We start from the raw sequence: 25,937 nt of genomic DNA, 5'->3' as shown, positions 1-25,937 counted from the left end.
GTGCTGAAGGATGTCCGATACAGCCCTCTCCGTCCTCGACCTCGTCCCGGTGCGCACCGGCCAGACCAGCGCCGAGGCCATCGCCGCCTCCCTGTCCCTCGCCGAGATCGCCGATCGGCTCGGCTACCGCCGGTACTGGTTCGCCGAGCACCACAACATGCCGTCGGTGGCATCCACCACGCCTCCGGTATTGATCGCGGCGGCCGCCACCCGCACCTCCCGCATGCGCCTGGGCTCGGGCGGCGTGATGCTGCCCAACCACGCCCCGCTCATCGTCGCCGAGCAGTTCGCGGCGCTCGAGGCCATCGCGCCCGGACGCATCGACCTGGGTCTCGGCCGCGCCCCCGGCAGCGACCCCGTCATCACGCAGCTGCTGCGCGGCTCGGGCACCACGAGCGACGTCGAGCAGTTCCCCCGCCACGTGCAGGACATCGCCGCCCTCCTCTCGGCCGACGGTGCCGCGCTGCGTTTCACCTCGGGCGGCGAGTACACCGTGCGCGCGACACCCGCCGCGACCGGCACCCCCGAGGTGTGGCTGCTCGGTTCGAGCGACTACTCGGCGCAGCTGGCCGCCTCGCACGGCCTGCCCTACGTCTTCGCGAACCACTTCTCGGGTCAGGGCCTCGAGCGCGCGCTCGACCTGTACCGCACCGGCTACCGTCCGAGCGAGGAGCACCCCGAACCACGCACGTTCCTCACGGTCAACGCGGTCGCCGCACCCACGCAGGAGGAGGCGGAGGCACGCGCCCTCCCGCAGCTGCGCATGATGGCGCGACTGCGCCTGAATCAGCCGCTCGCCGCGCTCGAGACCGTCGAGCAGGCGGCCGCCGCCGAGACCGACGCCGCGACCGACGAGGTCGTGCAGGCCGCCCGCTCGCGCTGGTTGGTCGGCACGGGCGAGAGTGTGGCGGCGGAGCTCCGCGCCTTCGCCGAACGATACGGCGTCGACGAGGTCATGCTGTCTCCGGTCGCCGGCGCCTACGACGCCGAGCCGAACGACGCACCGACCGGTCGCGCACAGACACTCGAGCTCATCGCCGCCGCGCGCTGATCACCTGTCAAGCCCTGGTTTTCCCGCCGGTTCAGGCGTACCGTCACGAACAGTGCCGTCGACAGGGGCGCAGCCCCTTCGGCGATCGCACTGTCGGCAGCAGCAGAAGGAGTTCGATGATGAGCACCACCAAGACTCTCGCCCTCTGGGTCGCCTATGGCCGCAACGGCGTCGTCGGCAGCATCCGCCACGATGACGACGGCTACACGGTGACGATGGTCGGCTCCGACGAGGTGACCGGGACGTACCCGAACCTCGCGTCGGCCAAGGGTGCCCTGCATTCCCATATGGCTCCGGGCAGCGACTGGCCGCGTTTCCAGGAGCACTGAACCACGGCATCCGCCTGACCGTGCTGGGCGGTCGGGCGGGTGGCGTCAGACGTCGGGCTCGCCGGAGAGGATTCCGCGCAGCCAGTCGCGCGCCTCGATGAAGATGTCGTCGGAGTAGCGCTCGGGGTAGTGCACGATCTGCCGGTCGGCGCGCGGGTACGAACCGAGGAACACCACGCGAGGGCTGAACCGCCGGATGCCGAGCAGCGCATCGGCCATGCGCTCGTGCTCGATGTGCCCGTCGGCGTCGATGACGAACCGGTAGCGGCCGAGTTCGTCGCCGATCGGCCGCGACTCGATGAGCGACAGGTTGATGCCGCGGGTCGAGAACTGCTCGAGCATCTCGAGGAGCGAGCCGGGGTGGTCGTGCGGGAGCTCGACGATCAGTGAGGTCTTGTCCGCCCCGGTCGGCTCCGGTGAACGGGTCGTGCGGGTGACGAGCACGAAGCGGGTCACGGCCTGGGCGTTGTCGCCGATGCCCTCCGCGAGCACGTCGACGTCGTAGTGGTTCACGATGCCCGGTGCCGCGATGGCTGCCTGCGCGGGCAGCGTGCCGTCGAGGACGCCGATCGCGGATGCGACGTTGCTCGATGCGGGCACGTGCGAGTGCGAGGGGAGGTGTGCGCCGAGCCAACCGTGGCACTGGGCATAGGCGACCGGATGCGCCGCGATCACCTCGACCTGGTCGAGTGTCGTTCCCCGCGGCGCGACCAGCACGAAGTTGACCCGCACCAGGTATTCGCCGACGATGCGCAGGCCGGGGAGCGTCGCGAGGGCATCTTGCGTGGTGGAGACGCCGCCCTCGATCGAGTTCTCGATCGCGATCATCGCGGCGTCGCTGCGGCCCTCGAGCACGTCGGCCAGAGCTTCACCGACGTTGTGCACGGAGCGCCACTGCTGACCGCGGGCCTCGGCCACCTGCTCCAGCGCCGCCTCCGTGAAGGTTCCGGCAGGGCCCAGATAGCTGTAGGTACGGCGTTCAGTCACGGGTTTCACCTTATCCCTCTGCCGGGAGAGCGATATGCGGATGACTTCGCGGATGCGAACCGGGCGATCAGGGGGCAGACTGAAGAGATGACCAGCCGTGCCGGCCTCCCCGCGGAGGAAAGTGACCTGATCGATGTCGACGAGCTGATCGCCGCGTACTACGACCGCACGCCGAACCCAGAAGTCGCCGCCGAGAGGGTCGTGTTCGGCACGAGCGGCCACCGCGGTTCGTCGCTGTCGAACAGCTTCAACGAGAACCACATCCTCGCCACGACTCAGGCGATCGTGGACTACCGGGCGGCCCAGGGCATCGCCGGTCCGCTGTTCCTCGGTCGCGACACGCATGCACTCTCGCTGCCCGCCGAGCGCAGCGCGATCGAGGTGCTGCTCGCCAACGGTGTGGATGTGCGCGTCGACTCCCGCGACTCGTGGGTGCCGACGCCGGCGCTCAGCCACGCGATCCTCACCTACAACCGCGGACGTGCGGCGGACGACCCGGGCCGCGCCGACGGCATCGTCGTGACGCCGTCGCACAACCCTCCGCGTGACGGCGGCTTCAAGTACAACCCGCCGCACGGCGGACCCGCCGACACCGATGCCACCGGCTGGATCGCCGACCGGGCGAACGCGCTGATCGCCGCGGGGCTCGAGGGCGTCAAGTCGGTGCGCTTCGCCGACGTCGACTGGGATGCGCTCAACGGCTACGACTTCCGCGACGCCTACGTGCGTGACCTGCCCTCGATCATCGACATCGATGCGATCCGCAACGCCGGGGTCAGCATCGGCGCCGACCCCCTGGGCGGAGCATCCGTCGAGTACTGGTCGCTGATCGCCGAGATGCACGATCTCGACCTCACCGTCGTGAATCCCGAGGTCGACCCGACCTGGCGTTTCATGACCCTGGACTGGGACGAGAAGATCCGGATGGACCCGTCGTCGCCCTCGGCGATGGCCTCGTTGGTCGCGAAGAAGGGTTCCTACGACGTCCTCACCGGGAATGACGCCGACGCCGACCGGCACGGCATCGTCACCCCGGATGCCGGGCTGATGAACCCGAACCACTACCTGGCCGTCGCGATCGACTACCTCTTCTCGCACCGGCAGGACTGGCCGCGGGATGCCGCGATCGGCAAGACGCTCGTGTCGTCGATGATCATCGACCGCGTCGCCGAGTCGCTCGGCCGGCGCCTGCTGGAGGTGCCCGTCGGGTTCAAGTGGTTCGTGCCCGGCCTGCTCGACGGCTCGGTCGCGTTCGGCGGCGAGGAGTCTGCCGGAGCATCCTTCCTCCGCCGAGACGGCTCGGTCTGGTCGACCGACAAGGACGGCATCCTGCTGTGCCTGCTGGCCGCCGAGATCATCGCCGTCACCGGCAAGACGCCGTCGGAGCGCTACCGCGAGCTGGAGGCCGCCTTCGGCGCATCCGCCTACCAGCGCGTCGACGCACCGGCGACGCCCGAGCAGAAGGCGACGCTCGCGAAGCTCGCTCCCGAGGCCGTGACGGCGACGACTCTGGCCGGCGAAGACATCTCGGCGAAGCTCTCGCACGCACCGGGCAACGGCGCGGCCATCGGCGGCCTCAAGGTGCAGACCGAGCACGCCTGGTTCGCCGCCCGGCCGTCCGGCACCGAAGACGTCTACAAGCTGTACGCCGAGAGCCTGCGCGGCCCGGAGCACCTCGCCGAGGTGCAGGCCGAGGCGCGCGCCGTGGTGTCGGCTGCGCTCGAGGGCTGACCCGAGCGCTTCTGCGCCGCAGAGGGTCGAGGGAGCGACCGGGTCGCTCCCTCGACCCTCTGTCGTCAGCGCTTGACGTAGGTCTCGGCCTGCTTCTTGACCGCCTCGGTCACCACACCCGTGCCACCGAGGATGACGATCTTCTGGGGCTTCAGACGCGCCAGCTCCTGAGCGACCACCGGCGGCAGCGCCCCCGGCTCCGTCAGGAGCACCGGACCACCGAAGTGCCCCGCCGCGGCCGCACCGGCCAACGCATCCGGGAAGTCCCGCCCGTTCGCGAGATACACCACCGGCACGCCAGCTGTCGGGAACGACGCCGCCGAGACCGCTACCGCCGTCTCATACCGGCCCGGCCCCGACTGACGGGAAACACCGCCCGTCGTGTACGCACCCGCCTGCTTCTTGACCGCCTCGGTCACCACACCGGTGCCACCGAGGATCACGATCCGCTGCGGCTTCAGACGCGCCAGCTCCGCCGCCACCACCGGCGGCAACGCGCCCGGCTCCGTCAACAGCACCGGACCACCGAAGTGTCCCGCCGCCGCCGCACCGGCCAACGCATCCGGGAAGCCTCGCCCGTTCGCGAGATACACCACCGGCGCACCGGCCGTCGGGAACGACGCCACCGAGACCGCCACCGCCGTCTCATACCGCCCCGGACCCGACTGCCGAGTCACGCCGCCTGTCGTGTAGGCACCCGCCTGCTTCTTGACCGCCTCGGACACCACACCCGTGCCACCGAGGATCACGATCTTCTGCGGCTTCAGACGCGCCAGCTCCGCGACCACGACGGGTGGCAACGCGCCCGGCTCCGTCAACAGCACCGGACCACCGAAGTGCCCCGCCGCCGCCGCGCCCGCCAACGCATCCGGGAAGTCCCGCCCGTTCGCGAGATACACCACCGGCACGCCCGCCGTCGGGAACGACGCCACCGACACCGCCACCGCCGTCTCATACCGACCAGGACCCGACTGACGGGAAACCGCGGCGACGGCGGCCTTCGGCGTGACGGCGGCGGATGCGGCAGAGGCCGCAGAGGAGCCGACCGCGTTCGTCGCCTTCACCGTGAACGTGTATGCCGTCCCGTTCGCGAGGCCCGTGACCGTGGCCGTCGTGGCACCCGTGGTCGTGGCGGTCTTGCCGCCGGGCTGCGCCGTCACCGTGTAGCCCGTGATCGCGGACCCGCCGTTCGACGCCGATGCCGTCCACGACACCGTCGCCTGGGCGTTGCCGGCCACCGCCGACACCGCGGTCGGGGCCACCGGAGCGGTCGGGGCGGTCGTCGGCGTCACGGCCGCGGAGGCGGCAGACGCGACGGACGTGCCGATCGCATTCTTCGCCGTGACCGTGAACGTGTAGGCCGTTCCGTTCGTGAGCCCGGTGACCGTCCCGGTCGTGGCACCCGTCGTCGTCACCTTGGCACCGCCCGGCGACGCCGTCACGGTGTAACCCGTGATCGCAGACCCGCCGTTCGAGGTCGGGGCCTTCCACGACACCGTCGCCTGCCCGTTGCCGGCCACCGCCGACACCGCGGTCGGGGCGCCGGGAGCCTTCGGTGCGACCACGGGGGTGACCGCGTCCGAGACGGCCGATGCCACGGACGTCCCGACGGCGTTCGTCGCCGTGACGATGAACTTGTACGCGGTGCCGTTCGTGAGTCCGGTGACCGTCCCGGTCGTGGCACCCGTCGTCGTCACCTTGGCACCGCCCGGCGACGCCGTCACGGTGTAACCCGTGATCGCAGACCCGCCGTTCGAGGTCGGGGCCTTCCACGACACCACGGCCTGCCCGTCGCCGGGAACGGCCGACACCGCGGTCGGAGCGGTCGGCACCGTCAGGGGCTTGAGCGTGGTGAACGAGACCCGCGGCGATTCCACACCGCTGCCGACCGCGTTCACCGCGGTCACAGACGCCGCATAGGTCGTCTGCGCGGTGAGCCCGGTGAGCGAGAAGGACTCACCGGTGACGGCGATCTCTCGGACGAGCGCTCCCCCGGTGTAGATCCGCACCGAGTACCCGGTGATCGGAGATCCTCCCGAGGCGGGCGCGGTCCAGTCGAGCTGTGCGGCCGTGTCCTGCAGCTTCGACACGACGGGCACCGTCGGAGCCTTCGGCACCGACGGCTTCGCCTTCACGGTCAGCGTTGCGATGTCCGTCGTCTTCGTCGATCCTCCAGACGTGAAGACGGCGCGCACCGCTGTGCCGGAGTCGGCCAGCGTTCCGGTCAGCGCGAGCGTCGTGTCGGTCGCACCCGCGATCGTCGTGAACGTCGCGGCTCCCTGCTTGCGCTTCTCCCACCGGATCGTCGGGGCCGTCGCGCCCGATGCGGCGGCACGGAAGGTCGCCGTCTCACCGTCGGTCACGGTCACGTCGGCGGGCTGTCGCTGAATCGTGAACTCATCGCTGATGGACTGCTCGGGCGTGCGCGGCTCCTCCCCCGAGGCGAGCGCACGCAGCTGCGGCGAGACGCTCACAGTCCCTCCGGCGGACACCTCCACGGCATCCGCCTCGTGCAACGTCTTCTTGCCGTCGAACCACGTCGTGCCCGTCGTCGGCGAGTACACGTACAACCCGTACGATCCCGCCTCGACCGGAGGCAGGGTGTAGGTGCCATGCTCATCCGTGGTGGTCTCGACGTCGAGGATCGCTCCCCCCGGGGTGGCACCGAACATCTGAGTCAGGGGTGCGAAGAACGCCCCGATCCCCGTGTCCGGCATCGACGCGAGGCCGACCGTGGCCCCGGCGAGCGGGTTGCCGTCGGCGTCGAGCACCGACCCGATGATGACGCCGCCGAGACGCATGGAGGCGTCGACGGCCGTGACCGGCTTGCCCGCGACGCTGATCTTCGTCGCGGTTCCCGAGGTCGTGGCATCCTTCCACCACTCCTCGACATACAGTCCGTTCCAGTTCACGAAGCGCACGGTGTAGGTGCCGTCGGCCAGGGCGGGAGTGCGATAGGTGCCATCGCCGGAGGTGGTCGCCGAGGCGACGATCTCCCCCGCGGCGTTCCAGACATCGACCTGGATGCCGGGCAGCGGATTCGTCGTGTTCTCGCCGGTCGCCCGGCCGCTCACGCGCTGCCCCTTGGCGAGCGCGAACGTGATGTCCTTGAGATCCGTGCCGGCGACGGTGACGCGTCGTGTCGCGGCCGAGTAGGTGGCAGAACCCTCCGCCGCGACGACGTCCCAGGCGCCGGGGGCCCCGACCACGACGCGGTAGGTCCCGTCGGACTGGGTCATGCCGTAGGCGGTCGAGTAGGTGACGAGCGACTGCGCCCGCACGGATGCCCCGGACACCGGCTCACCCGTCGCCGCATCGGTCAGGCGTCCGCTGACCGCCCAGCCCCGCTGCGTCGCGATGTCGAGCACTGTCGGCTTGCCGGCGACGACGGTGAACGGCGTCGTCGTCTCGCGCAGTGCGTCGCCGTTCGGGGAGAATCCGGAGGTGCGCACACGGTAGACGCCCGGTTCCACGGAGAACCCGAACTGCGCACCGGTCGGGTACGACGAGTCCACGTAGTTCCACCACTCGCCGTCCTGGCGCTCGATCGTCACGTCGACGCGCGCGATCTGCGATCCGTCGGTCGTCCGCAACGCCCCCGTGACGTTCAGGTTCTTGCGCAGATCGAAGTCGACGCCGCCGAAGACCTTTCCAGGCAGGGCCGTGATCGGCGTGACACCATCGGCAGACCCGGAGCCGTTCCAGTAGACACCGTTGACCGAGACGATCCACGTGCCCGTCAGTCCGGAGACCTCCCACTTCACGGCCGAGCCGTCGGTGGTCGGCACCGCGATGGAGCGCTGATCGGAGCCGTCCTGCTTGCTCAATGAGACCCAGTACGACTGACCTGCGATGCTCGGCGTGAGGCTTCCGCTGATCGTGCCGCCGAGGACGGCGGTGACGTCGGCGCGGAACGTCGCGTCGAGGCCGAGCTCGATCACCGTGGCAGCCGGATCGTTCGCGGTGGCTCCGTACCAGACATCGACCACGCCGCTCGTGCCGGAGGTGACCTTGACGACGTAGTTCTCGCGGTTCAGACCCTTGACCGTGTATCGGCCCTGCGCATCCGTGGTCGCCGTGGCGACCGGCTGGAAGGTGTTGTGCGCCGCGAACACGGAGATCGTGGCGCCCTTCACCGCGGCACCGCCCGCGAAGGAGACGGTGCCGGCGATCGAGCCGCCCTTCACCGCGACGAAGTCGATGCCGTCGTAGACCGTGCCATCCGTCGTCGCACGCACGAGATCCGCCTCGGCCGCGCTCCTCTTGCCGTCGTACCACTGCTGCGGCGCTCCCGTGGAGCCCGCCTGGCTCAGACCGACGGTGTACTCCCCCGCCGCCAGCGGGTAGGACGAGTACGAGCCGTCGGCAGCGGTCACGGTGGACCCGACGTCGTTGCCCGCCAGACGGAACCAGACCGTGTCGCCTTCTCGAGGCGTCCCGTCGGGGTCGGTCGACGTGCCGGAGATGCGCACACCGGCCGTCACCGTGGCGTCGCGGCCGGTCAGCGAACCGGAGGCCGCCGTGACGGTGATGGTCCCGGCATCCTCCCAGCTGCCGACGCCGGGCCAGTACGTGGGCGGTCCGGAACTGGAGAAGCTCAGGTCATAGGTACCGGGAACGACGTTGATGAGGGTGTACGTGCCGTTGGCCGCAGTGGACGCGGACCGGGAGAGGCTCCCCGCCACCCACGGGCGAGGGTTCAGCGTGACACCGGCGCCTTCGACGGGGTTCCCCTTGAGATCGCGGACCGTGCCCGAGATGGTCCGGGAGCTCACCGTCACGCCGATCCCGATGTTCGCCACCGCACCGTTCACGACGATCAGCTTCGCCGTTTCGTACGAGGTTCCTCCGTGGTACGCGTCGATACCCAGGCCGTACGCGCTCACCGATGCGCGATACGTACCCTTGGGGACGGTCACCGACCAGGGCGTCGAGCCCGTCTGGATCGAGAGGGGCAGATCGAACTGCATGCCGTCCGCCGACAGCTGGAGCCGCGCCTCGGTGAGCGACAGGGGGCCCGTGACCGCCACGGTTCCCGACACCTGCTGTCCCGCGACGAGCGCGACATCGCCCAGCGTCGAGACGGCCGCGACCGGCTCGAGGACCCACTGATCCTCCGCCCAGTTGCCGGGAAGGATCTTGCGGTCCGTGCCGAGCGTTCCGGCGACATAGCCCGCCCCCGGGGTCACCAGGAGATAGAACGGACGCGCCGTGTCGACGTGCATCGTGAAGGTGCCGTCTGCGCCGGTGGTGACCTGAGCCAACAGGCCGGGACCATCGCCGTAGATGGCCTCCGCGCGGAGGTTCACTCCCCTGACGGCTGCTCCGGCGGGGGTCACGAAGCGTCCGGAGACGGTGACCCTCACCACCTCGCCGTAGCTCGATTCCGGCGGGCCCGCCTCGGTCGCTGCCGCACCGGCGATGCGCGACTGCGTCGACGGGGCATCCTGGGTCGGCGGTACGGCGTCGGAAGAGGCGTCGTCGGAAGAAGCATCGCGCGATGAGACGTCACCGAGTTCGGTGCTGATCTGCGCTCCGTGGGCCGCGGAGACCACGGCGGGGTCGTCGCTGACCAGATCCGGTGCCGCTGCGGTGACGATCGTCGGGGTCGCGGGCGCGATCTCGCCGGCGACGGCGGGCACTGCGGAGGAGGCGATCAGCGCGAGTGCGGTGAGCAGGACTCCGCCGGTGCGGAGCATGCGGGACCCCAGCCCCCGGTGGGATTCGGACAGCGCAGCGCGACGGCGCGAACGGACAGGACTCACGGACAATCTCCCCTAGATCGAGCGAAGCCGGCTCAGTCCATTCGATCGAACAACCGGTATTCTGCGCTGATCGTAGCAGAGGGCGAACCTTACGTCGGATGAACAATTTCCGACGGAGACAACGCCGTGTCACGGCCGCATCCGAGGCCTCAGGCCCGCCTGCAGGGCCGGAGTCAGGACGCGGCGGCGCGGGCCAGCACGGCGCCGGCCTCCCGCAGCCAGCGCGCGGGGTCGGCGAGAGCTGCGTCGGAGGATCCGGCGAGATCGGTGAGAGACACGGATGCCGTGAACAGCGCGGTGTCGGCATCCGCGGTGATGCGTCCGGCGGCGAGTAACGCGCGGGTGCCCGCCGCAGCGGCGAGGCCGGCGAGGAACGAGGGCACCTTGCCGTCGCCGGACTGTCCGTCGTAGGAGCCCTCACCGGTGATGACGATGTCGGCGTCGGCGATCGCGTCGGCGAGGCCGATGAGCTCGGCCACCTCGGCGGCGCCGGGAGCGAGCACGCCGCCCCACACGACGAGCGCGGCACCGGTGCCGCCCGCCGCGCCATTGCCCTCCCCCGCCGGGTCGATGCCCAGCAGGTCGGCGAGGCGGCGCAGACCGTCGTCGACGAGCGCGATGTCCTCCGCCGAGCGCAGACCCTTCTGCGGCCCGAAGACTGCGGCCGCACCCCGGGGGCCGGTGAGCGGGTTGGTGACGTCGGTCAGCACGCGCACCTCGGGCGCCGCTCGCAACCCCGTCAGGTCGACCGCGGCGATCTCGGCGAGCCCTCGGGCACCGCGGGCCACGGGCGCGCCGGACGCGTCGAGGAACCGCGCACCCAGCGCGGTGAGCATCCCGGTGCCGCCGTCGGTCGAGGCGCTCGACCCGATGCCGACCACGAGACACGAGACGCCGTGGTCGAGGGCTGCGGCCATGGCCTGGCCGAGGCCCCTCGTGTCGGCATCCCAAGGCCGCAGCTCGTCGAGGAGCTCGATTCCGGAGGTCGAGCCGAGGTCGACCACCGCGGTTCCCGCGGGCGCATCCTCGCTCGGCGGCAGCAGCAGCCACGAAGTGTCGACGCGCGTTCCGGAAGGGCCGTCGACGACCACCGGCATCCGGACCGCGCCGGGGACCGCGGCCTCGAACGCGGCGACCGTGCCCTCCCCGCCGTCTGCCATCGGCCGATGCACGAACTCGGCGGCGGGATCCACCGCAGCCCAGCCCTCGGCGAGCGCGGCCGCGGCATCGGCCGCCGTGATCGTGCCCTTGAAGCTGTCGGGCGCCAGCACCACGCGGGTCATCGGGTGATCGCGGGAGTGCTCGCCCGCACGACGACCTCGACAGGGAGCGGCGACTGTTCCCAGTCGGCGTCGACCGTCGCACGGAACGCCTGGTAGCCCACCTCGGTCAGCGGCACGCGGACGGTCGTCAGGGCCGGTGACACATCGCTCGCGGCCGGCACGTCGTCGAAGCCGCAGACCGCGATGTCCGCACCGATCTCACGACCGGCATCGCGGATGGCCGACATCGCGCCGATCGCGACGACGTCGCTGATCGCGAAGACGAGGGTTCCCGCCGGCACCCCGTCGGCGAGCGCGGCTGCCATGCCCGCACTCCCCGATTCACGTCGGAAGTCGCCCCGCCGCACGCTCTCCACCACGCCTCCGGAGGCCTCGAACCCGGCGCGGAAGCCGGCCAGGCGATCGTCGGAGGTACGCACACCCTCGGCGGCGCCCAGGATGATCGCCGAGCGGTAACCGAGCTCAGCCATTCGCCGCGCCAGCGTCTCGGCACCGGAACGGTTGTCGATCTCGATGCGGCGGTCGGCATCGCCGTCCGGCCCGAAGGCGACGACCGTGCCGCCCAGGCGGGCGAACTCGGCGAGCTCGTGCGCGGTGTCGACCTCCATCGGCTCCTGCGTGCGAGAAGCCGCGAGGATCAGCCCGCGCGGCCGCTGACCGCGCAGGGCACGCACGATCCGCGCCTCCCGCGCCTGGTCGCGTTCGGTGATCGCGATCGTCACGACCAGCCCGTGCTCATCGGCACCACGCGCGACGCCGGACGCGATCAGACCGAAGTAGGGGTCGGCGATGTCGGCGACGAGCAGGGCGATGACGGGGGACGTTCCCCGGGCGATCGCCTGGGCGGAGACGTTGGCCGTGTAGCCGAGCTTCGCGGCCGCGGCTTCGACGCGTTCGCGGAACGACTCGGCCACCTTGCGCTCCGAGCCGTTGAGCGCGCGCGAGGCCGTCGCCAGGGAGACACCGGCTTCCCGCGCCACATCGTGCAGCGTGGGCGCGGGGCCGCGGGGATGACGTGAGGCGCGCTCCGACGCCGGCCGCTCCGCGGGCGATGCGGGGTTGGTCATGTCTCCGAGCCTACTTCCCGACTCTTCGTCACTCGGGCCTCTCGAGATAGTCGCGCAGTGCTGCGGCCTCGCGTGCGAGCAGGGCCGGATCGTCGCCGGGTATGAACTCGAGAAGTGCATCCCGTGGGGGCGCTGCGGCCGACGTCGCCGCCGCGAAGAACCGCGTCCACAGCGCATCCCGCGCCCGCAGCGGCAGCCGCTCGTCCTGCGGCCACCAGGAGAAGACATGCGCCGCGCTCGTGTGCGCGGCGAGCGCGAGGTACTCCTCCAGCACGGTGTCGACCGAGGCTCCGACCGTCGGCTGCCAGTATGTCGACAGCGCGGGGCTTCCGACCTCGTCGAGCAGCCGCAGTGTGGTCGGCGCCGTGTCGGCGAGCGTGCGGGAGTGGAACTCGAGGGCGAGCGTGATGCCGCGGTCTGCCGCCTCCGCTGTCGCGGCCTGCACCCGGTCGACCACCGCGCTCCAGTCGCCGGCGGTCGCGGCATCCGAGCCGATCCTGCCCGCCCAGATGCGCACCCGGTCGGCGCCGAGCGCCTCGGCGCTGTCGAGCACCGGCGTCAGGGGCTCGTCCGCTCCGGCACGGAAGTACGACCCATACGACGCGACCGCGAGGCCCGCGTCGGCAGTGAGGCGGGCGACCTCCCCGGCTCGGACGATGTCTCCCGACGGCACGTGCACGTCGCCGCCCCACTCGATCGCCTCGAGCCCGGCATCCGCTGCGAGCTCGACGATCCGCTCGGGCGCGAGCTCGCGGAACGTCACCGAGCACAGTCCGGGGCGGGTGCGGGTCATGGCGTCATCCTCTCAGTCCCGAGCGGCGACCGGCGCGCGTCATCCGAGGTGCGGGGAGACGGCCGCGGCGAAGGTCTCGGCCGTGCGGCGCACGACGTTCTCCGGCGCGTCCGCCCAGATGTCGGCGTTGAAGATCTCAACCTCGATGTCGCGGTCGTACCCGGTCGCGATGACAGCTCGGGTGAGCGAACCGAAGTCGATCACCCCGTCGCCCGTGTAGTGCCGCGAGAGCAGCACGTCGGCGGGAAGGGGCGTCTTCCAGTCGCACACCTGGTAGGTGGCGATGCGGCCTTCGCGACCCGCACGGGCGATCTGCTCGAGCACCTGCGGATCCCACCAGATGTGGAAGGTGTCGACCGCGGCCCCCACCACGGCGGGCTCGAAGTCGGCGGCGATGTCGAGCGCCTGACCGAGCGTCGAGACGACGGCACGATCGGAGGCGAACATCGGATGCAGCGGCTCGATCGCGAGCGTAACGCCCGCGGCCTTCGCCTCGGGTGCGAGAACGCCGATCGCATCGCGGACGCGCTCGCGCGCCCCGATCAGGTCGCGCGACCCCTCGGGCAGGCCACCCGCGACGAGCACGAGCACCGCGGTCGAGCCCTCGGCACCGGCGGCGGCCAGGGTCGCGGTCTCCTCGATGGCCCGACGGTTGTCGTCGAGGGCGGCCTCCCGCTCGGCCCCGGCGGGCAGCGTGAAGAAGCCGCCGCGGCAGTGGGTCGTGAAGCGCAGCCCCGAGTCGGACAGCATCCGTGCCGCGACGTCGAGGCCGACCTCGTTGACGGGCTCGCGCCACAGTCCGATCGCCTGGATGCCGGCGTCGGCGGTGACCCGCAGGGCCGTGGCCAGGTCGGCGTATTTGACGGTGGCCTGGTTGATCGACAGGCGCGGATCCACGGCGCTCACGCGTCCGCCCCGTTCAGGCGCAGCATCCCGTGCCAGCGTTCGCGGGCGAGGTCGGGCTGCTCGAGCGCGAGCGAGGCGTTGGCGAGCTCGACGATGCGGCTCAGATGCGGCAGGCTGCGCGCGGAGTGCAGGCCTCCCACCATCTGGAACGCCGGTTGGTGCCCGTTCAGCCAGGCGAGGAAGGCGACACCGGTCTTGTAGTAGAAGGTCGGCGCGGCGAAGACCTGTCGGCTGAGCTCCTCGGTCGGGCCGAGGATGCGCAGGTACGCCTCCGGGTCGCCGGCATCCAGCGCCTGGATCGCCGCCGACGCCACCGGGGTGATCGCCGCGAACGCCCCGAGCAGTGCGTCCGAATGCCCCGCGCCGTCGCCGACGGTGTCGCCGCCGATCAGGCTCACGTAGTTGAAGTCGTCGCCGGTGAACATGCGCACGCCCTCGGGCAGTCGCTCCCGCACCGAGATCTCGGACTCGGCGTTCAACAGGCTCATCTTGACGCCGGCGACCTTGCCGGGGTTCTCCTCGATCACATCGAGCAGCACCGCGGATGCCGTCTGCCAGTCATCGGCTCCGAAGTATCCGGCCAGCTCGGGGTCGAAGGCCGTGCCGAGCCAGTGCAGCACCACGGGAGCGGTCGCGCGCGACAGCACCTCGCGGTAGACGCGGCGGTAGTCGTCGGCATCCGTCGCGACGCGGGCGAGGTGGCGCGAGGCCATGAGCACGGGGCCGGCCCCCTGCTCCTCGGTGAAGTGCAGCTGCTCGAGGTAGGCGGCGATGACCTGTTCGAGTGAGATGTGCGTCTCGGCGACGTGGTCGGTGTTGACGCCGACGACGACCGAGCCGCCCTCCTCCCGGGCGACCTCGGCGCTGCGGGCGATCAACTCGCGGGTGGCCGCGGCATCCAGCCCCATGTTCCGCTGCGCGGTGTCCATGGCGTCGGCGACGCCGAGCCCCCACGAGTACACGTTGCGCCGGAACGCGAGCGTGGCATCCCAGTCGATGTCGGCCGGCTGTCCCGGGGTGTTGTCGGCGTGGACCTTCGGCACCACGTGCGCGGCGGCATAGGCGACGCGGCTCTGCAGCGGGACGGTCGGACGGGTGTAGGCGCCCGAGTCGTTGAGGGAGGCGTCGGCGGTCTCACCGGTCGTACGGAGAAGACGGAGGGTGCTCATGCGCGTCTCAGCCCAGCGTCAGCGGCGAGAGGGCGATCTTGCGACCCTCGGCACTCGAGGTCAGACCGGCCTCGGCGAACTGCACGCCGCGGGCACCGGCGAGCAGGTCGAACGGGTAGTCGGTCCCCTCGACGTAGGAGACCAGGTACTCCTCCCACTGCTGACGGAAACCGTTGAGGAACACGTCGTTGGTGGGCACCTTCTGCCAGTCGGCGTCGTAGTCGCGGGTGTCTTCCAGGTCGGGGTTCCAGACCGGCTTGGGGGTGGCGTTGCGGGGCTGGATCTTCGCGCCGAACAGCCCGACGACGGCCGAGCCGTGCGTACCGTCGACCTGGAACTCGACGAGCTCGTCGCGGTTCACCCGCACGGTCCACGAGGAGTTGATCTCGGCGATCACGCCGCCCTCGATCTCGAAGATGCCGTAGGCCGCGTCTTCGGCTGTGGCCGTGTAGTGCTCACCCTTCTCGTCCCAGCGGTCGGCGATGTGCACGGCCGCCTGCGCGTAGACGCTCTTGACTTCGCCGAAGAGGTTCTCGAGCACGTAGTTCCAGTGCGGGAACATGTCGGTGATGATGCCGCCGCCGTCTTCGGTGCGGTAGTTCCAGCTCGGGCGCTGCGCCGGCTGCCAGTCGCCCTCGAACACCCAGTAGCCGAACTCGCCGCGCACCGAGAGGATGCGACCGAAGAAACCGGAGTCGATCAGGCGCTTGAGCTTCTGCAGGCCCGGAAGGTAGAGCTTGTCGTGCACGACGCCGGTCTTGACACCAGCGTCCTTCGCGAGGCGGGCGAGCTCGAGCGCCTCCTCCAGCGACTCGGCGGTCGGCTTCTCGGTGTAGATCGCCTTGCCCGCCGCGATGGCCTTGCGGATCGCGGTGGCGCGGGCCTTGGTGACCAGGAAGTCGGCGTAGATCTCCCACTGCGGGTCGGCGAGGGCGGCGTCGAGGTCGGTCGTCCAGTCTTCGATGCCGTGCTTCGCGGCGAGCTCGGCGAGCTTGGCCTCGCTGCGACCGACGAGAATCGGCTTCACCGTGATGCGGGAACCGTCGGGCAGCTCGATGCCGCCCTCTTCGCGGATCGCGAGGATCGAGCGCACCAGGTGCTGCCGGTATCCCATGCGTCCGGAGACGCCGTTCATGATGATGCCGATCTCGCGGGTGTTCGCCTGGGCCATGGTGTTCCGTTTCTTTCGCGGGAAGCTGTCGGTGCTTCCTCTCGACCGTGAGTGGAAAGCGCTTTCCGAGATCATGCCATGAGACGAGAGCCGAACGCAACCGAAGCGCTTTCGCGCCGAAGGTCAGGCGGTGCTGTCGCGCTCGACGAGCTCGGTCGGGACGACCGCAGCGGTCTCGCCCTGCGGGGCACCCTCGATCGCATCCACCAGCGCCGAGACCGCGCGGTGGGCGAGGGCGGCGAAGTCCTGCCGGATCGTGGTGAGCGGTGGGCGGTAGTTCGCCGCATCGGGCACGTCGTCGAAGCCGATGACCGCGACATCCTCGGGCACGCGGCGGCCGGACTCGGCCAGGGCGCGCATCAGCCCGAGCGCCATCTGGTCGTTGGCGCAGAAGACCGCGGATGCTGTCGCCAGCGCTCCCGCTGCCGAATATCCCGAGTCGGCACTCCAGTCGCCGCGGACCACGGCGGACGGACGGATGCCGGCGGCGGTCAGGGTCTCGCGCCATCCCCGCTCGCGCTCGACGGCCGCAAAGGAATCTTCGGGGCCGGCGAGGTGGTGCACGGCGTCGTGCCCGAGGTCGAGGAGCCGCGCCGTGGCGACGGCCGCACCGCCCGCGTGATCGCTGTGCACGGAGGTGAATCCCGCGTCGGTCGGCGCGTCGACCACGACCAGGCGCAAACCCGCGGGGGGCTGCGTCGCCGGGACGAGTGCCGATGCCTCGTTGAGCACGATCGCGCCGTCGACCTCCTGCTCGGCGAGCCGCTCGAACGCCTCGGCGACGCCGTCGGTCGCGGTCACGAGCGTCAGGGCGTATCCGCGTTCCGCCGCCGCTTCGGCCGTGGCCTGCAGCATCCGCGAGTTGCCGACCGTGGCGAGCGTGGTGACGACGAGGCCGATGGTCTGCGAGCGACCGGTCCGAAGGGCGCGGGCCGCACGGTGCGGACGGTACCCGAGCTCGGCCATCGCTCCCTCGACGCGGGTGCGGGTGCCGGGGTCGACGCGAGGGCTGCCGTTGACGACACGGGAGACGGTCTGACCCGAGACCCCGGCGCGGGCGGCGACCATGGCCATCGACACGCGACCGGACGCCGACCGAGGCCGTCCGGAGCCCGTTTTCCCGACCAGGTCGTGTTCGCTTCCCACGCACATTCTCCGTTCGACACCCGTGCACAACTCCGCAATGTTGACGTTATCACGGGTCTATGGCTACCATGTTTACGTGAACACGCACGATCTTCCTGAGTTGCGCACCGAGACCCTCGGCGCCGGCGTCGTCAAACGCGCCACCACCCTCGCCGACGGCCGCGACCTCATCTACTACGACGATCCGGGCACCGCGCTCGGAACCGAACGCGCGGTCGATGCCCGCACGCTCGACCCGCGTCCTGACACCGCCACCATGCGCCTCGACGTGCTCACGGGCGACTGGATCACGGTCGCCGCCAACCGGCAGAACCGCGTCATGATGCCCAGCGCCGACGCCGACCCGCTCGCACCGCAGACCCCGGGCAACCCCTCCGAGGTGCCGTCCCGCTACGACGTCGCGGTGTTCGAGAACCGCTCCCCCGCGTTCGGCCCCGCCCTCGCCGAGGCCGTCGGCACCGCGCCGCAGGCATCGAACGCGCCGCGCGGCCTCGACGACCTCGCCGCCCTGGGCCTCGGTCGCACCCGCACGTCGGTCGGCCGCTGCGAGGTGGTCTGCTTCAGCCCCGACCACTCCGGCTCGTTCGGCACGCAGTCCGTGACCCGTGCTCGCACGGTCATCGAGGCCTGGGCCGACCGCACGGCCGCGATCTCGAAGCTGCCCGGCATCCAGCAGATCTTCCCGTTCGAGAACCGCGGCGAGGCGATCGGGGTCACCCTGCCGCACCCGCACGGCCAGATCTACGCCTACCCCTACGTGACGCCGCGCACCACCCGGCTGCTCGAGTCGATCGACCGCACCGCGCCCGACCTGTTCCAGCACATCCTCGAGTCCGAGCAGGCCTCCGAGCGCGTGGTGTTCCGCGGCGAGCACTGGACGGCCTTCGTGCCGTTCGCCGCCCGCTGGCCCCTCGAGGTGCACCTGATGCCGCACCGCCACGTGCCCGACTTCGCCGAGACGACCGAGGCCGAGCGCGACGAGCTCGCCCCGCTCTACCTGCGCCTGCTGCGCGGCGTCGATGCCCTCTACGAGACTCCGACCCCGTACATCGCCGCCTGGCACCAGGCCCCCGTGCACGTCGGTCGCGACACCGTGCGCCTGCACCTGCAGCTGACGAGCCCGCGCCGGGCCGCCGACAAGCTGAAGTTCCTCGCCGGGTCTGAGGCCGCGATGGGGGCATGGGCCGCCGAGGTTCCGCCGGAGGTGGGTGCCGCACGACTCCGCGAGGCGATCGAACGCTCCTCGCAAAACCTGACCGCGACCTCGACCTCCGACGGAGCATCCGCATGACCGCCGCCCACGACGACGCCCGCGCACTGTTCGCCGAGCTCACCGGTCGCGAGCCCGACGGCCTCTGGTCGGCACCCGGACGCGTCAACCTGATCGGCGAGCACACCGACTACAACGACGGCTTCGTGCTGCCGTTCGCCATCCCCCAGCGCACGGTCGCCGCGGTCGGGCTGCGCGACGACGACCGCGGCCGGGTCCTGGTCGGCTCGACCTTCGCGGATGAACCGGTCGAGGTCGGTCTCGACGAGCTCGACGGACTCTTCCCGACCGCGCCGGGCGCACACCCCGCCGTCCCGGAGTGGGCCGCGTACCCGCTGGGCGTGGCCTGGGCGCTGCGGCACGCGACCGCCGAAGACGGCCCGTTCCGCGGCCTCGACATCGCGATCGCCTCCGACGTGCCGGTGGGGGCCGGGCTCTCCTCGTCCGCCGCGATCGAGGGGGCGACGGCATCCGCCCTGAACGAGCTCTGGGGCACCGGCCTCGACGCCACGGCTCTGGCCCGCGTCGGACGCCGTGCCGAGAACGAGGCCGTCGGAGCTCCCACCGGGATCATGGACCAGATGGCGTCGATGCTCGGACAGCCCGACACCGCGATCTTCCTCGACTGCCGCTCGCTCGAGGCCCGGCCGGTGCCGCTCGGCATCGCCGAAGCCGGACTCGCGATCCTCGTGATCGACACCCGCGTCAAGCACGCCCACTCCACCGGCGGCTACCGCGAACGCCGGGCGTCGTGCGAGCTCGGGGCATCGCTCATGGGCGTGCCTGCCCTGCGCGACATGTCGATCGCCGAACTCCCGCGCGCTCAGGAGTTGATGGACGACGTGACCTTCCGCCGCGTGCGTCACATCGTCACCGAGAACCAGCGCGTGCTCGACACCGTCCAGGTGCTGCAGGAGCAGGGCGCCAGGGCCATCGGCGACCTCCTCGTGGCATCGCACGTGTCGATGCGTGACGACTTCGAGATCTCGACCGTCGAGCTCGACACCGCCGTCGACACCGCACTGGCCGCCGGCGCTCTCGGCGCCCGCATGACCGGTGGGGGTTTCGGGGGAGCCGCGATCGCGCTGATCGAGCAGGATGCCGTCGGCACCGTGTCGGATGCCGTGACCGCCGCGTTCGCCGCCTCGGGATTCGGCGCACCGCACCTGTTCACGGTCACCCCATCCGCAGGTCCGCTCCGCGACGCCTGAGAGAATGATCGATCGAGCCGCGATCACTCCGCGGCAGGAGAGGAACGCAATGTCCTGGATCGTCACCGGCGGCGCCGGCTACATCGGAGCCCACGTCGTGCGGGCCCTCGCAGAAGCCGGGCTCACCCCGGTCGTGCTCGACGACCTCTCCAGCGGCGTCGCGTCGTTCGTGCCGGAGGGCGTGCCGTTCGTGCAGGGCAGCATCCTCGACCGCGCGCTCGTCGAGAAGACGCTGCGCGACCACGACGCCCAGGGCGTCATCCACGTGGCGGGATACAAGTACGCCGGCGTCTCGGTGCAGCGCCCGCTGCACACCTACGCGCAGAACGTCGAGGGCACCCGGATCATCCTCGAGGCGATGGAAGCCGCGGGCGTCTCGAACATCGTCTTCTCGTCTTCGGCCGCCGTGTTCGGCACCCCCGACGTCGCCCTCGTCGTCGAGGACACCGCCAAGAAGCCGGCCAGCCCCTACGGCGAGTCGAAGCTCATCGGCGAGTGGCTGCTGCGCGACCAGGCGATCGCGACGGCCGATTCCGCGCGCCCGCTGCGGCACACCTCGCTGCGGTACTTCAACGTGGTGGGCTCCGCCGATCCGACGGTCTATGACGTGAGCCCGCACAACCTCTTCCCGATCGTGTTCGAGGCGCTGCTCGCGGGCAAGACCCCGAAGATCTTCGGTGACGACTACGACACCGCAGACGGCACGAACGTGCGCGACTACGTGCACGTGGGCGACATCGCCGCCGCGCACGTCGCCGCCGCCCAGCGCCTCGCCGACGGAAGCACCATCGAGGCGGCGTACAACCTCGGCTCCGGCGACGGACTCAGCGTGAAGCAGATCATGGATGCCGTCGCCCGCGTGACCGGCATCGACTTCGCACCCGAGATCGGTCCCCGCCGCCCCGGCGACCCCGACCGCATCGTCGCGACCGGCGAGCTCGCCGCCCGCGACCTCGACTGGACCATGCGGTACACGGTCGACGAGATGGTGCGCACGGGGTGGGAGGCGCGGCAGGCGGCGTCGGCCTGAGTCTTCGACTTGTGGGGACGGGCTCCGGGTCGCGACTCTGTCGCACGGGGGGCGTCGCGCCTCCTCCGTGCTGAGTATGAGAGATGGCCTCAGATGTCGCGGGTGCGGATGGGGTAGAGCCAGAAGCACAGCCACGCGAGGGCGGTGAACACGAGCGGGATCACGGCGAGCATCAGACGGATGCCGCCGTCGACGCTCTCGGGCTGCGCGTCGCCGAGCGTGGCATCGAAGCCGGATGCCGTCAGCACCACCGCGGCCACGACGGCCTGCAGCACCACCGATCCGCGCACCACGAAGCCGTTGACCCCGAAGTAGGCGCCCTCGCGGCGGTGCCCGGTGCGCGCGGCATCCTCATCGATGATCTGCGCCAGCATGACCTCGAGCAGCTGCAGCAAGCCGCCGACGCCCACGCCGACCGCGACGCCGACCAGCACCGCCCCGAGCACGTTCGACGGCGCCAGGTAGCCGAGCACGGCGACTCCGAACACCGTCACACTCCACAGCACCGCCGTGCGCGGCGAGGTGCGGCGGACGACCGCGCTCCAGAGCACGATCGACGGGATCGCGGTGACGAAGATCGCGCCGAGAAGCAGACTGCCCTCCCCCTCCGGCGCGCGCAGGGAGTACCGCACGTAGAAGGGGATCGCGGCGAGGATCACCGCGATCGAGGTCTGCACGAACAGCGACCCGAGCACGTAGGGAACGAAGGCCCGATTGCGGAAGGTGTACTTCAGTTGGTCACCCCACCGCATCGCTTCCGCTGCCGCTTCCGGAACCCGGCGCTCGATCATCCCGCCGAAGAACGACCACACGAGCAGCACGAGGCACACGGCGCCCAACACCAGGGCCATCCCCGGCCACCCGAGCGCGCTGTACAGGGCGGGCGCGCCGGCCGTGCCCAGTACCATGCCGAGGATCGCGAAGATCTGCCGCGGCACGTTGCCGCGCGCCCGCTCCTCGGTCGTGCGGAAGATCTCGGGGAACAGCGCCGAGATGTTCAGCACCACGACGACGAACGCGATGTCGTACACGGCGACGACCACGAGGAACCACACGATGAGACCGGCGGCCGGGAGCTCGGGCGGCATCCACACCAGCGCGAAGGCGACCACGAGCGGCACGATGCCCAGACCGATCCAGGGGATGCGCCGACCCCAAGGGGTGCGCATCCGGTCGGAGATCGTGCCGACGACCGGATTCAGCACCGCGTTCAGGATGCCGTGGGCGATCATCGCCGCAGCCACCCATCCGGCCGGCACGGCGAGGTGCGAGACGTAGAAGTAGACGATGAAGGCCGAGAAGGTCTGCGCCATGAGCTGGGTCGGGAACCCGGATGCTCCGAACGCGATCGTCTGCGCCCTGGTCGGCGCCGCATCCAGCCGTCGATCGCGCAGGCGTTCGCCCAGAACGGTCATCGGTCGCCGGCCCGCTGCAGGTCGCGCAGGTCGCGCCAGCCGATGCGCACGAGCGCCTCGTCTTCGATGGCCTGCAGCACGGCGGGGTCGGTGAGCAGACGCAGCTCGTAACCGCGCTTCGCCGCGCTGAAGTCGACCGCGGCCCGGAGCTCGTCGTCGTCGATCATCGGATGCAGGTAGATCTCGGTGACGCCGGCGGGAACGGCGCGCAGCAACGCGATGAAGCCGTCACGCACCTGCTCGTAGGTCTCCTCGTCGGGCTCGCCCTCGCGGAGGAGCTCGAAGGGGTGCGACCACAGGCGATCGATGATCACGACGCCCATCGCATCGGCGGCGGCCGCCGCGTCGTCGAGCTTGGCCTGCAGCGCGGCATCCTCCTCCACCCCGTCCATGCGACGCGGCAGTCGGAACGGGAGGCCGTTGCGGGCGGCGAGATCGAACACCGGGCGCAGGAAGTCATGGCCGGTGACGAGGCCGTAGACCGAGCCCATGTGGTTGTCGAGGTGCGTCACATCGACACCGGCGTCGAGCGCGGCCTGCAGCTGGGCGGCGAGCTCGGCGGCGACGTCGTCGTCGGTCGCGGTCCGCTCGACGGACGCGACATCGACGGGGAAGAACCCGTCGGCATCGACGAGGCTCGTCCCCGTGCCGGTCAGCGGGCGCCAACGGTAGCGTCGCCATTCGCTGGTGAGCACCAGGTGCACGCCCACGTCGAGATCGGTGCGGGACGCCGCGAAGGCCAGGGCTTCGGGCGACCACGAGCACGGCACCATCACGGTCGTCGAGTCGATGCGCCCGGCAGTGAGCAGATCGACGATCGCGGTGTTCGCCGCATGGCACATGCCGAAGTCGTCGGCGTTGAGGATGATCGCCCGCGCGCCGGGAGCGAGACCGAGGCGGTCGGCGAGGTCGGAGGGAGCGGTCATCGGGGATCCTGTCGGGTAGGAATGGGCGATCGGGGCGGCGATCGGGGCGGTGCTCAGCGGCCGGACTTCGCTGCCGGGGTCAGGATGCGGGTGAACAGCATGCTCCGGAGGGCGGAAGCCGCCTCGTCGACGGCGCCGACCAGCGGGGCCTCCGGGCCGAACGAAGAGACCAGGAACCGCAGCGGGAGCTGGGGCGCGTACTCGTCGGCGACGCGCTGGATCGCCTCGACCAGCACGGGATGGGCGGCTTTGCCGCTGAGGATGAACGCCTCGGGGTCGAGCACGAGACCGACGCTGCCGGCGACGAGCACGATGCGCTTGCCGATCTCGGCGACGACGCGGCTCGCGGCCTCGTCGCCGCGACCGGCCGCCTCGAGGTGCTCCTCCAGCCCGGCATCGGCGTCCCGCCCCACCCCGAGCGCGAGGTCTCCGACGACGACGTCACTCACGATGGGTGCCCCGATCGGGAGCGGCGTCTGCGGCAGATACATGACCTCACCGGCGACTCCGGAGAACCCGCGATGAAGCGCGCCGTCGATCACGATGCCGGCTCCGATCCCGTCGTCGAGGAGCAGCAGAGCGAAACTGGCGAGGTCGCCGCCCGCGCCCGCCGTGAGCTCGGCGAGGGCGGCGAGATTGACGTCGTTCTCGATGCGCACGGGGCAGCCGAGCGACGCGGTCAGCGCGGCGCGGAAGGCACCGCCGTCCGGACCGAGATCGTCGCGGATGCCGCCGTCGGCGGTGACGATCCCGGGAATGCCGACGACCGCGAGGTGGATCGCCCCCTTGGCCGCCTTCACCGAGAGACGGCATCGGTCGACGAGGGCGACGATGTGCTCGACGCGGTCCTCCTGCAGCGGTAACACGGCGTGCTCCTCTGCGTGCACGACTCCGCGGGCGTCGACGAGCACCACGTGCGCGGCATGGTGGTCGATGTGCACGGCGGCGGCGAACCCGAGCCGCGGATGCAGGGTCACACGACCGGCGGCAGGCCCCCGCGTCTCGCGGTCGACCCCCGCGGCGGCGACGGCTCCCGCCGCTTCCAGCATCCGCAGCACCTGGGTGACGGCCGTGCGGGAGAGACCCGTCGCTGACATCAGCTCCGTGCGGGTCTGCGGGCCGCTGCGCGCGAGGGACTCCAGGATCGCGCGACCGTTGAGCGTGCGTAGCAGGCCCTGCGGTCCCGCGAGTGGTCTGGACATGTGTTCCGGCGTCTGCCTCTCGATTCACGTACGGCCCCAGAAACGGGGCCCGGCGCAATGCCCGCAAGCATGCCACATCGTGTCGCACAGGTCGACAGTTCACGCCGAGACGGTCGAGGCCACTCATGCTCTGAGCACTGTCGAGCGGCAGGCCGCGGGTGCAGGTCGCGACGTCGTTGTTCGTGGCGTCGTCGTCCGTGGCGTCGTTGTTCGCGGCGTCGTCGGTCTCGCTGTCGTCGTCCGTGGTGTCGCGGGTCGTGGTGTCGCGGGTCGTGGTGTCGCGGGTTGTGGTGTGCGCCAGCGTCTGGCGGGGTCCCACCAGGCGGGTCCGCGGACGTGGGGTGTGCCGTGGCGCATCCGGATCTCCCATCCGCTGGTGTCGAGGGTGCGGTGGTGGTGCCAGCAGAGAGCGACACCGTTGTCGGTATGGGTGGGGCCGCCGCGGGCGTGCTCGGTGACGTGGTGGATCTCGCACCAGGTCGCGGGGACATGACAACCGGGGATGAGGCACTCACGGTCGCGGAGGGTGATCGCGCGGCGTTGATGGACGGTGAAGATCCGGTCGGTGGTGCTGATGCCGATGATCCGCCCGTGCGGGTCGAACAGCACCCGTTGCACCCCGCCCGCGCACGCGGTGTGCGCGGCGACACGGGTGGAGACGGGGGTGTCGATGCCGTCGACGTGCGCCCAGCCGCGACCGGACGTGTAGTCGTCTGCGGTGATGGACACGATCAGGGTGGGTGCACTGCCGCCCAGGCGTGGGGTGTCGTCGTGGCGGGCGGCGATGCCGAGGATCGCGGCGAGGGTGTCGTGCTGCTTCTGCGACCGGGAGCGCGTGTCGACCATCCGCCCCGGGTCACCGGACGGGAGCGCGTCGTCGTCCATACCCGCGTCATCGAGGGTTTCCGAGTTCGTCTCCGAGTTCGTTGTCGAGTTCGTTTCCGAGTTCGTCTCCCCCGTCGGACGGAACACGACTCCGGGGACGGGTGGTCCGTCGACTTTGGGGTTCAGGTACGCGTCGAACAGGCGCTGCAACTGTCCCGCGACCTCGGGCAGCAGCCTGCCCCGGATCGGGATGACCCCGTCTTTCGCGCGCCCGAGCGTCAGCCCCCGTACTCGCATCGCGATGTCGTCCGCGGGTTCCGCGCCGTCGGGGTCGAGATACTGCACGATCACCTGCGCCAACAACCGCAGATCCTCCGCCGTCGCCGCCGGTCCAACCTCCCCACCAGCGTCCGGTTCCGCATCCGCATCCGCGAATCCGCGCGCGTACGCGGCGAGCTCCGCATCCGCCCGCAACCGGTCCGCCGTCCCGATCCGGGACCCGGCCTGCTCGATCGGCCCGATCGCCGCCAACAGCCCCGCTACCCCGATCGTCCCGTCCACCAACGCCTCCCGCAACGCCGGCCACCGCGCCGGCAACCACGCCCCCGACGACAACCCCACCTCCCGCCGCACCGCCTTCGCGGCCCTCACCACCCGCCC

The 25,937-nt window shown here is 70.9% G+C and carries 19 protein-coding genes; 6 read left to right on the top strand and 13 right to left on the bottom strand.

What is annotated here, in order from left to right; genetic code table 11:
* The first annotated feature begins 10 nt into the window (after positions 1-10).
* Positions 11-1,051: an LLM class flavin-dependent oxidoreductase gene (locus tag HCX50_RS12775; protein ID WP_167634651.1), complete on the top strand. Its 1,041-nt coding sequence runs from the start codon at positions 11-13 to the stop codon at positions 1,049-1,051.
* 119 nt (positions 1,052-1,170) lie between these two features.
* The gene (locus HCX50_RS12770; RefSeq protein WP_091030260.1) at positions 1,171-1,380 is read left to right on the top strand and encodes a methyltransferase; all 210 of its coding nucleotides are present in this window, start codon (positions 1,171-1,173) and stop codon (positions 1,378-1,380) included.
* Positions 1,381-1,425: 45 nt separating this feature from the next.
* On the opposite strand, the gene pheA is transcribed toward HCX50_RS12770, so the two are convergent.
* A complete protein-coding gene (pheA, locus tag HCX50_RS12765) occupies positions 1,426-2,376 on the bottom strand; it encodes a prephenate dehydratase (RefSeq protein WP_091030187.1) in 951 nt (316 codons plus the stop codon).
* A 78-nt stretch (positions 2,377-2,454) separates the two neighbouring features.
* Here pheA and pgm point away from each other — a divergent pair, with 78 nt between their 5' ends.
* Positions 2,455-4,098: a phosphoglucomutase (alpha-D-glucose-1,6-bisphosphate-dependent) gene (gene pgm, locus HCX50_RS12760; protein ID WP_167634650.1), complete on the top strand. Its 1,644-nt coding sequence runs from the start codon at positions 2,455-2,457 to the stop codon at positions 4,096-4,098.
* 65 nt (positions 4,099-4,163) lie between these two features.
* Here the strand turns inward: pgm and HCX50_RS12755 are convergent, their stop codons facing one another.
* The 8 genes from HCX50_RS12755 to HCX50_RS12720 all read right to left on the bottom strand — a co-directional run bounded on the left by HCX50_RS12755 (position 4,164) and on the right by HCX50_RS12720 (position 17,326).
* Entirely contained in the window at positions 4,164-9,797 is a 5,634-nt protein-coding gene (locus HCX50_RS12755; RefSeq protein ID WP_167634649.1) for a fibronectin type III domain-containing protein, read from the bottom strand.
* A 239-nt stretch (positions 9,798-10,036) separates the two neighbouring features.
* Entirely contained in the window at positions 10,037-11,146 is a 1,110-nt protein-coding gene (locus tag HCX50_RS12750) for a glycerate kinase (protein ID WP_167634648.1), read from the bottom strand.
* On the bottom strand, positions 11,143-12,213 hold the full coding sequence (locus HCX50_RS12745) for a LacI family DNA-binding transcriptional regulator (protein ID WP_091030197.1): 1,071 nt from the start codon (positions 12,211-12,213) through the stop codon (positions 11,143-11,145). The genes HCX50_RS12750 and HCX50_RS12745 overlap by 4 nt, the downstream gene beginning before the upstream one ends.
* A gap of 28 nt (positions 12,214-12,241) precedes the next feature.
* Positions 12,242-13,006, bottom strand: a complete 765-nt coding sequence (locus HCX50_RS12740) for a sugar phosphate isomerase/epimerase family protein (protein WP_167634647.1) — start codon at positions 13,004-13,006, stop codon at positions 12,242-12,244.
* Between the two features lie 39 nt (positions 13,007-13,045).
* Positions 13,046-13,912 (bottom strand): sugar phosphate isomerase/epimerase family protein, encoded by an 867-nt coding sequence (locus tag HCX50_RS12735; RefSeq protein WP_167634646.1) that lies wholly within the window; start codon positions 13,910-13,912, stop codon positions 13,046-13,048.
* Complete coding sequence (locus HCX50_RS12730; RefSeq protein WP_167634645.1) at positions 13,909-15,081, bottom strand: dihydrodipicolinate synthase family protein; 1,173 nt, start codon at positions 15,079-15,081, stop codon at positions 13,909-13,911. Before HCX50_RS12730 ends, HCX50_RS12735 begins: the two co-directional genes overlap by 4 nt.
* A 7-nt stretch (positions 15,082-15,088) precedes the next feature.
* Entirely contained in the window at positions 15,089-16,252 is a 1,164-nt protein-coding gene (locus HCX50_RS12725) for a Gfo/Idh/MocA family protein (protein ID WP_167634644.1), read from the bottom strand.
* 123 nt (positions 16,253-16,375) lie between these two features.
* Positions 16,376-17,326, bottom strand: a complete 951-nt coding sequence (locus tag HCX50_RS12720; RefSeq protein ID WP_167634719.1) for a LacI family DNA-binding transcriptional regulator — start codon at positions 17,324-17,326, stop codon at positions 16,376-16,378.
* Positions 17,327-17,474: 148 nt separating this feature from the next.
* Between HCX50_RS12720 and galT the strand changes: the two genes are divergently transcribed.
* From galT to galE, 3 genes are read left to right on the top strand one after another with little or no spacing between them, the layout of a single operon-like run.
* Positions 17,475-18,689: a galactose-1-phosphate uridylyltransferase gene (galT, locus tag HCX50_RS12715; RefSeq protein WP_167634643.1), complete on the top strand. Its 1,215-nt coding sequence runs from the start codon at positions 17,475-17,477 to the stop codon at positions 18,687-18,689.
* On the top strand, positions 18,686-19,879 hold the full coding sequence (gene galK / locus HCX50_RS12710; RefSeq protein WP_167634642.1) for a galactokinase: 1,194 nt from the start codon (positions 18,686-18,688) through the stop codon (positions 19,877-19,879). Before galT ends, galK begins: the two co-directional genes overlap by 4 nt.
* A gap of 49 nt (positions 19,880-19,928) precedes the next feature.
* A complete protein-coding gene (gene galE / locus HCX50_RS12705) occupies positions 19,929-20,909 on the top strand; it encodes a UDP-glucose 4-epimerase GalE (RefSeq protein WP_167634641.1) in 981 nt (326 codons plus the stop codon).
* 89 nt (positions 20,910-20,998) lie between these two features.
* Here galE and HCX50_RS12700 read toward each other — a convergent pair whose 3' ends face one another.
* The 4 genes from HCX50_RS12700 to HCX50_RS12685 form a co-directional block, all read right to left on the bottom strand.
* Positions 20,999-22,324, bottom strand: a complete 1,326-nt coding sequence (locus tag HCX50_RS12700; protein WP_167634640.1) for an MFS transporter — start codon at positions 22,322-22,324, stop codon at positions 20,999-21,001.
* Positions 22,321-23,250, bottom strand: a complete 930-nt coding sequence (locus HCX50_RS12695) for a polysaccharide deacetylase family protein (protein WP_091030225.1) — start codon at positions 23,248-23,250, stop codon at positions 22,321-22,323. The genes HCX50_RS12700 and HCX50_RS12695 overlap by 4 nt, the downstream gene beginning before the upstream one ends.
* Before the next feature lie 53 nt (positions 23,251-23,303).
* On the bottom strand, positions 23,304-24,452 hold the full coding sequence (locus HCX50_RS12690; RefSeq protein ID WP_167634639.1) for an ROK family transcriptional regulator: 1,149 nt from the start codon (positions 24,450-24,452) through the stop codon (positions 23,304-23,306).
* A 123-nt stretch (positions 24,453-24,575) separates the two neighbouring features.
* Positions 24,576-25,937 (bottom strand): HNH endonuclease signature motif containing protein (locus tag HCX50_RS12685; protein WP_205829098.1); only part of this gene is annotated, 1,362 nt, incomplete at its 5' end.

The sequence above is a fragment of the Microbacterium sp. B19(2022) genome (assembly GCF_012030385.1).
In the GTDB taxonomy this organism is placed as follows: domain Bacteria; phylum Actinomycetota; class Actinomycetes; order Actinomycetales; family Microbacteriaceae; genus Microbacterium; species Microbacterium oxydans_B.
Note: the sequence above shows the minus strand (reverse complement) of the source record. Positions and strands in the feature narration are given on the sequence as shown.

What these genes read in the sequence shown, in the direction of transcription:
- HCX50_RS12775 (WP_167634651.1), top strand. Translation starts at nt 11, where the DNA reads ATGTCCGATACAGCCCTCTCCGTCCTCGACCTCGTCCCGGTGCGCACC.
- HCX50_RS12770 (WP_091030260.1), top strand. Translation starts at nt 1,171, where the DNA reads ATGAGCACCACCAAGACTCTCGCCCTCTGGGTCGCCTATGGCCGCAAC.
- pgm (WP_167634650.1), top strand. Translation starts at nt 2,455, where the DNA reads ATGACCAGCCGTGCCGGCCTCCCCGCGGAGGAAAGTGACCTGATCGAT.
- HCX50_RS12755 (WP_167634649.1), bottom strand. Translation starts at nt 9,797, where the DNA reads ATGCTCCGCACCGGCGGAGTCCTGCTCACCGCACTCGCGCTGATCGCC.
- HCX50_RS12750 (WP_167634648.1), bottom strand. Translation starts at nt 11,146, where the DNA reads ATGACCCGCGTGGTGCTGGCGCCCGACAGCTTCAAGGGCACGATCACG.
- HCX50_RS12745 (WP_091030197.1), bottom strand. Translation starts at nt 12,213, where the DNA reads ATGACCAACCCCGCATCGCCCGCGGAGCGGCCGGCGTCGGAGCGCGCC.
- HCX50_RS12740 (WP_167634647.1), bottom strand. Translation starts at nt 13,006, where the DNA reads ATGACCCGCACCCGCCCCGGACTGTGCTCGGTGACGTTCCGCGAGCTC.
- HCX50_RS12730 (WP_167634645.1), bottom strand. Translation starts at nt 15,081, where the DNA reads ATGAGCACCCTCCGTCTTCTCCGTACGACCGGTGAGACCGCCGACGCC.
- HCX50_RS12725 (WP_167634644.1), bottom strand. Translation starts at nt 16,252, where the DNA reads ATGGCCCAGGCGAACACCCGCGAGATCGGCATCATCATGAACGGCGTC.
- HCX50_RS12720 (WP_167634719.1), bottom strand. Translation starts at nt 17,326, where the DNA reads ATGGCCATGGTCGCCGCCCGCGCCGGGGTCTCGGGTCAGACCGTCTCC.
- galK (WP_167634642.1), top strand. Translation starts at nt 18,686, where the DNA reads ATGACCGCCGCCCACGACGACGCCCGCGCACTGTTCGCCGAGCTCACC.
- galE (WP_167634641.1), top strand. Translation starts at nt 19,929, where the DNA reads ATGTCCTGGATCGTCACCGGCGGCGCCGGCTACATCGGAGCCCACGTC.
- HCX50_RS12700 (WP_167634640.1), bottom strand. Translation starts at nt 22,324, where the DNA reads ATGACCGTTCTGGGCGAACGCCTGCGCGATCGACGGCTGGATGCGGCG.
- HCX50_RS12695 (WP_091030225.1), bottom strand. Translation starts at nt 23,250, where the DNA reads ATGACCGCTCCCTCCGACCTCGCCGACCGCCTCGGTCTCGCTCCCGGC.
- HCX50_RS12690 (WP_167634639.1), bottom strand. Translation starts at nt 24,452, where the DNA reads ATGTCCAGACCACTCGCGGGACCGCAGGGCCTGCTACGCACGCTCAAC.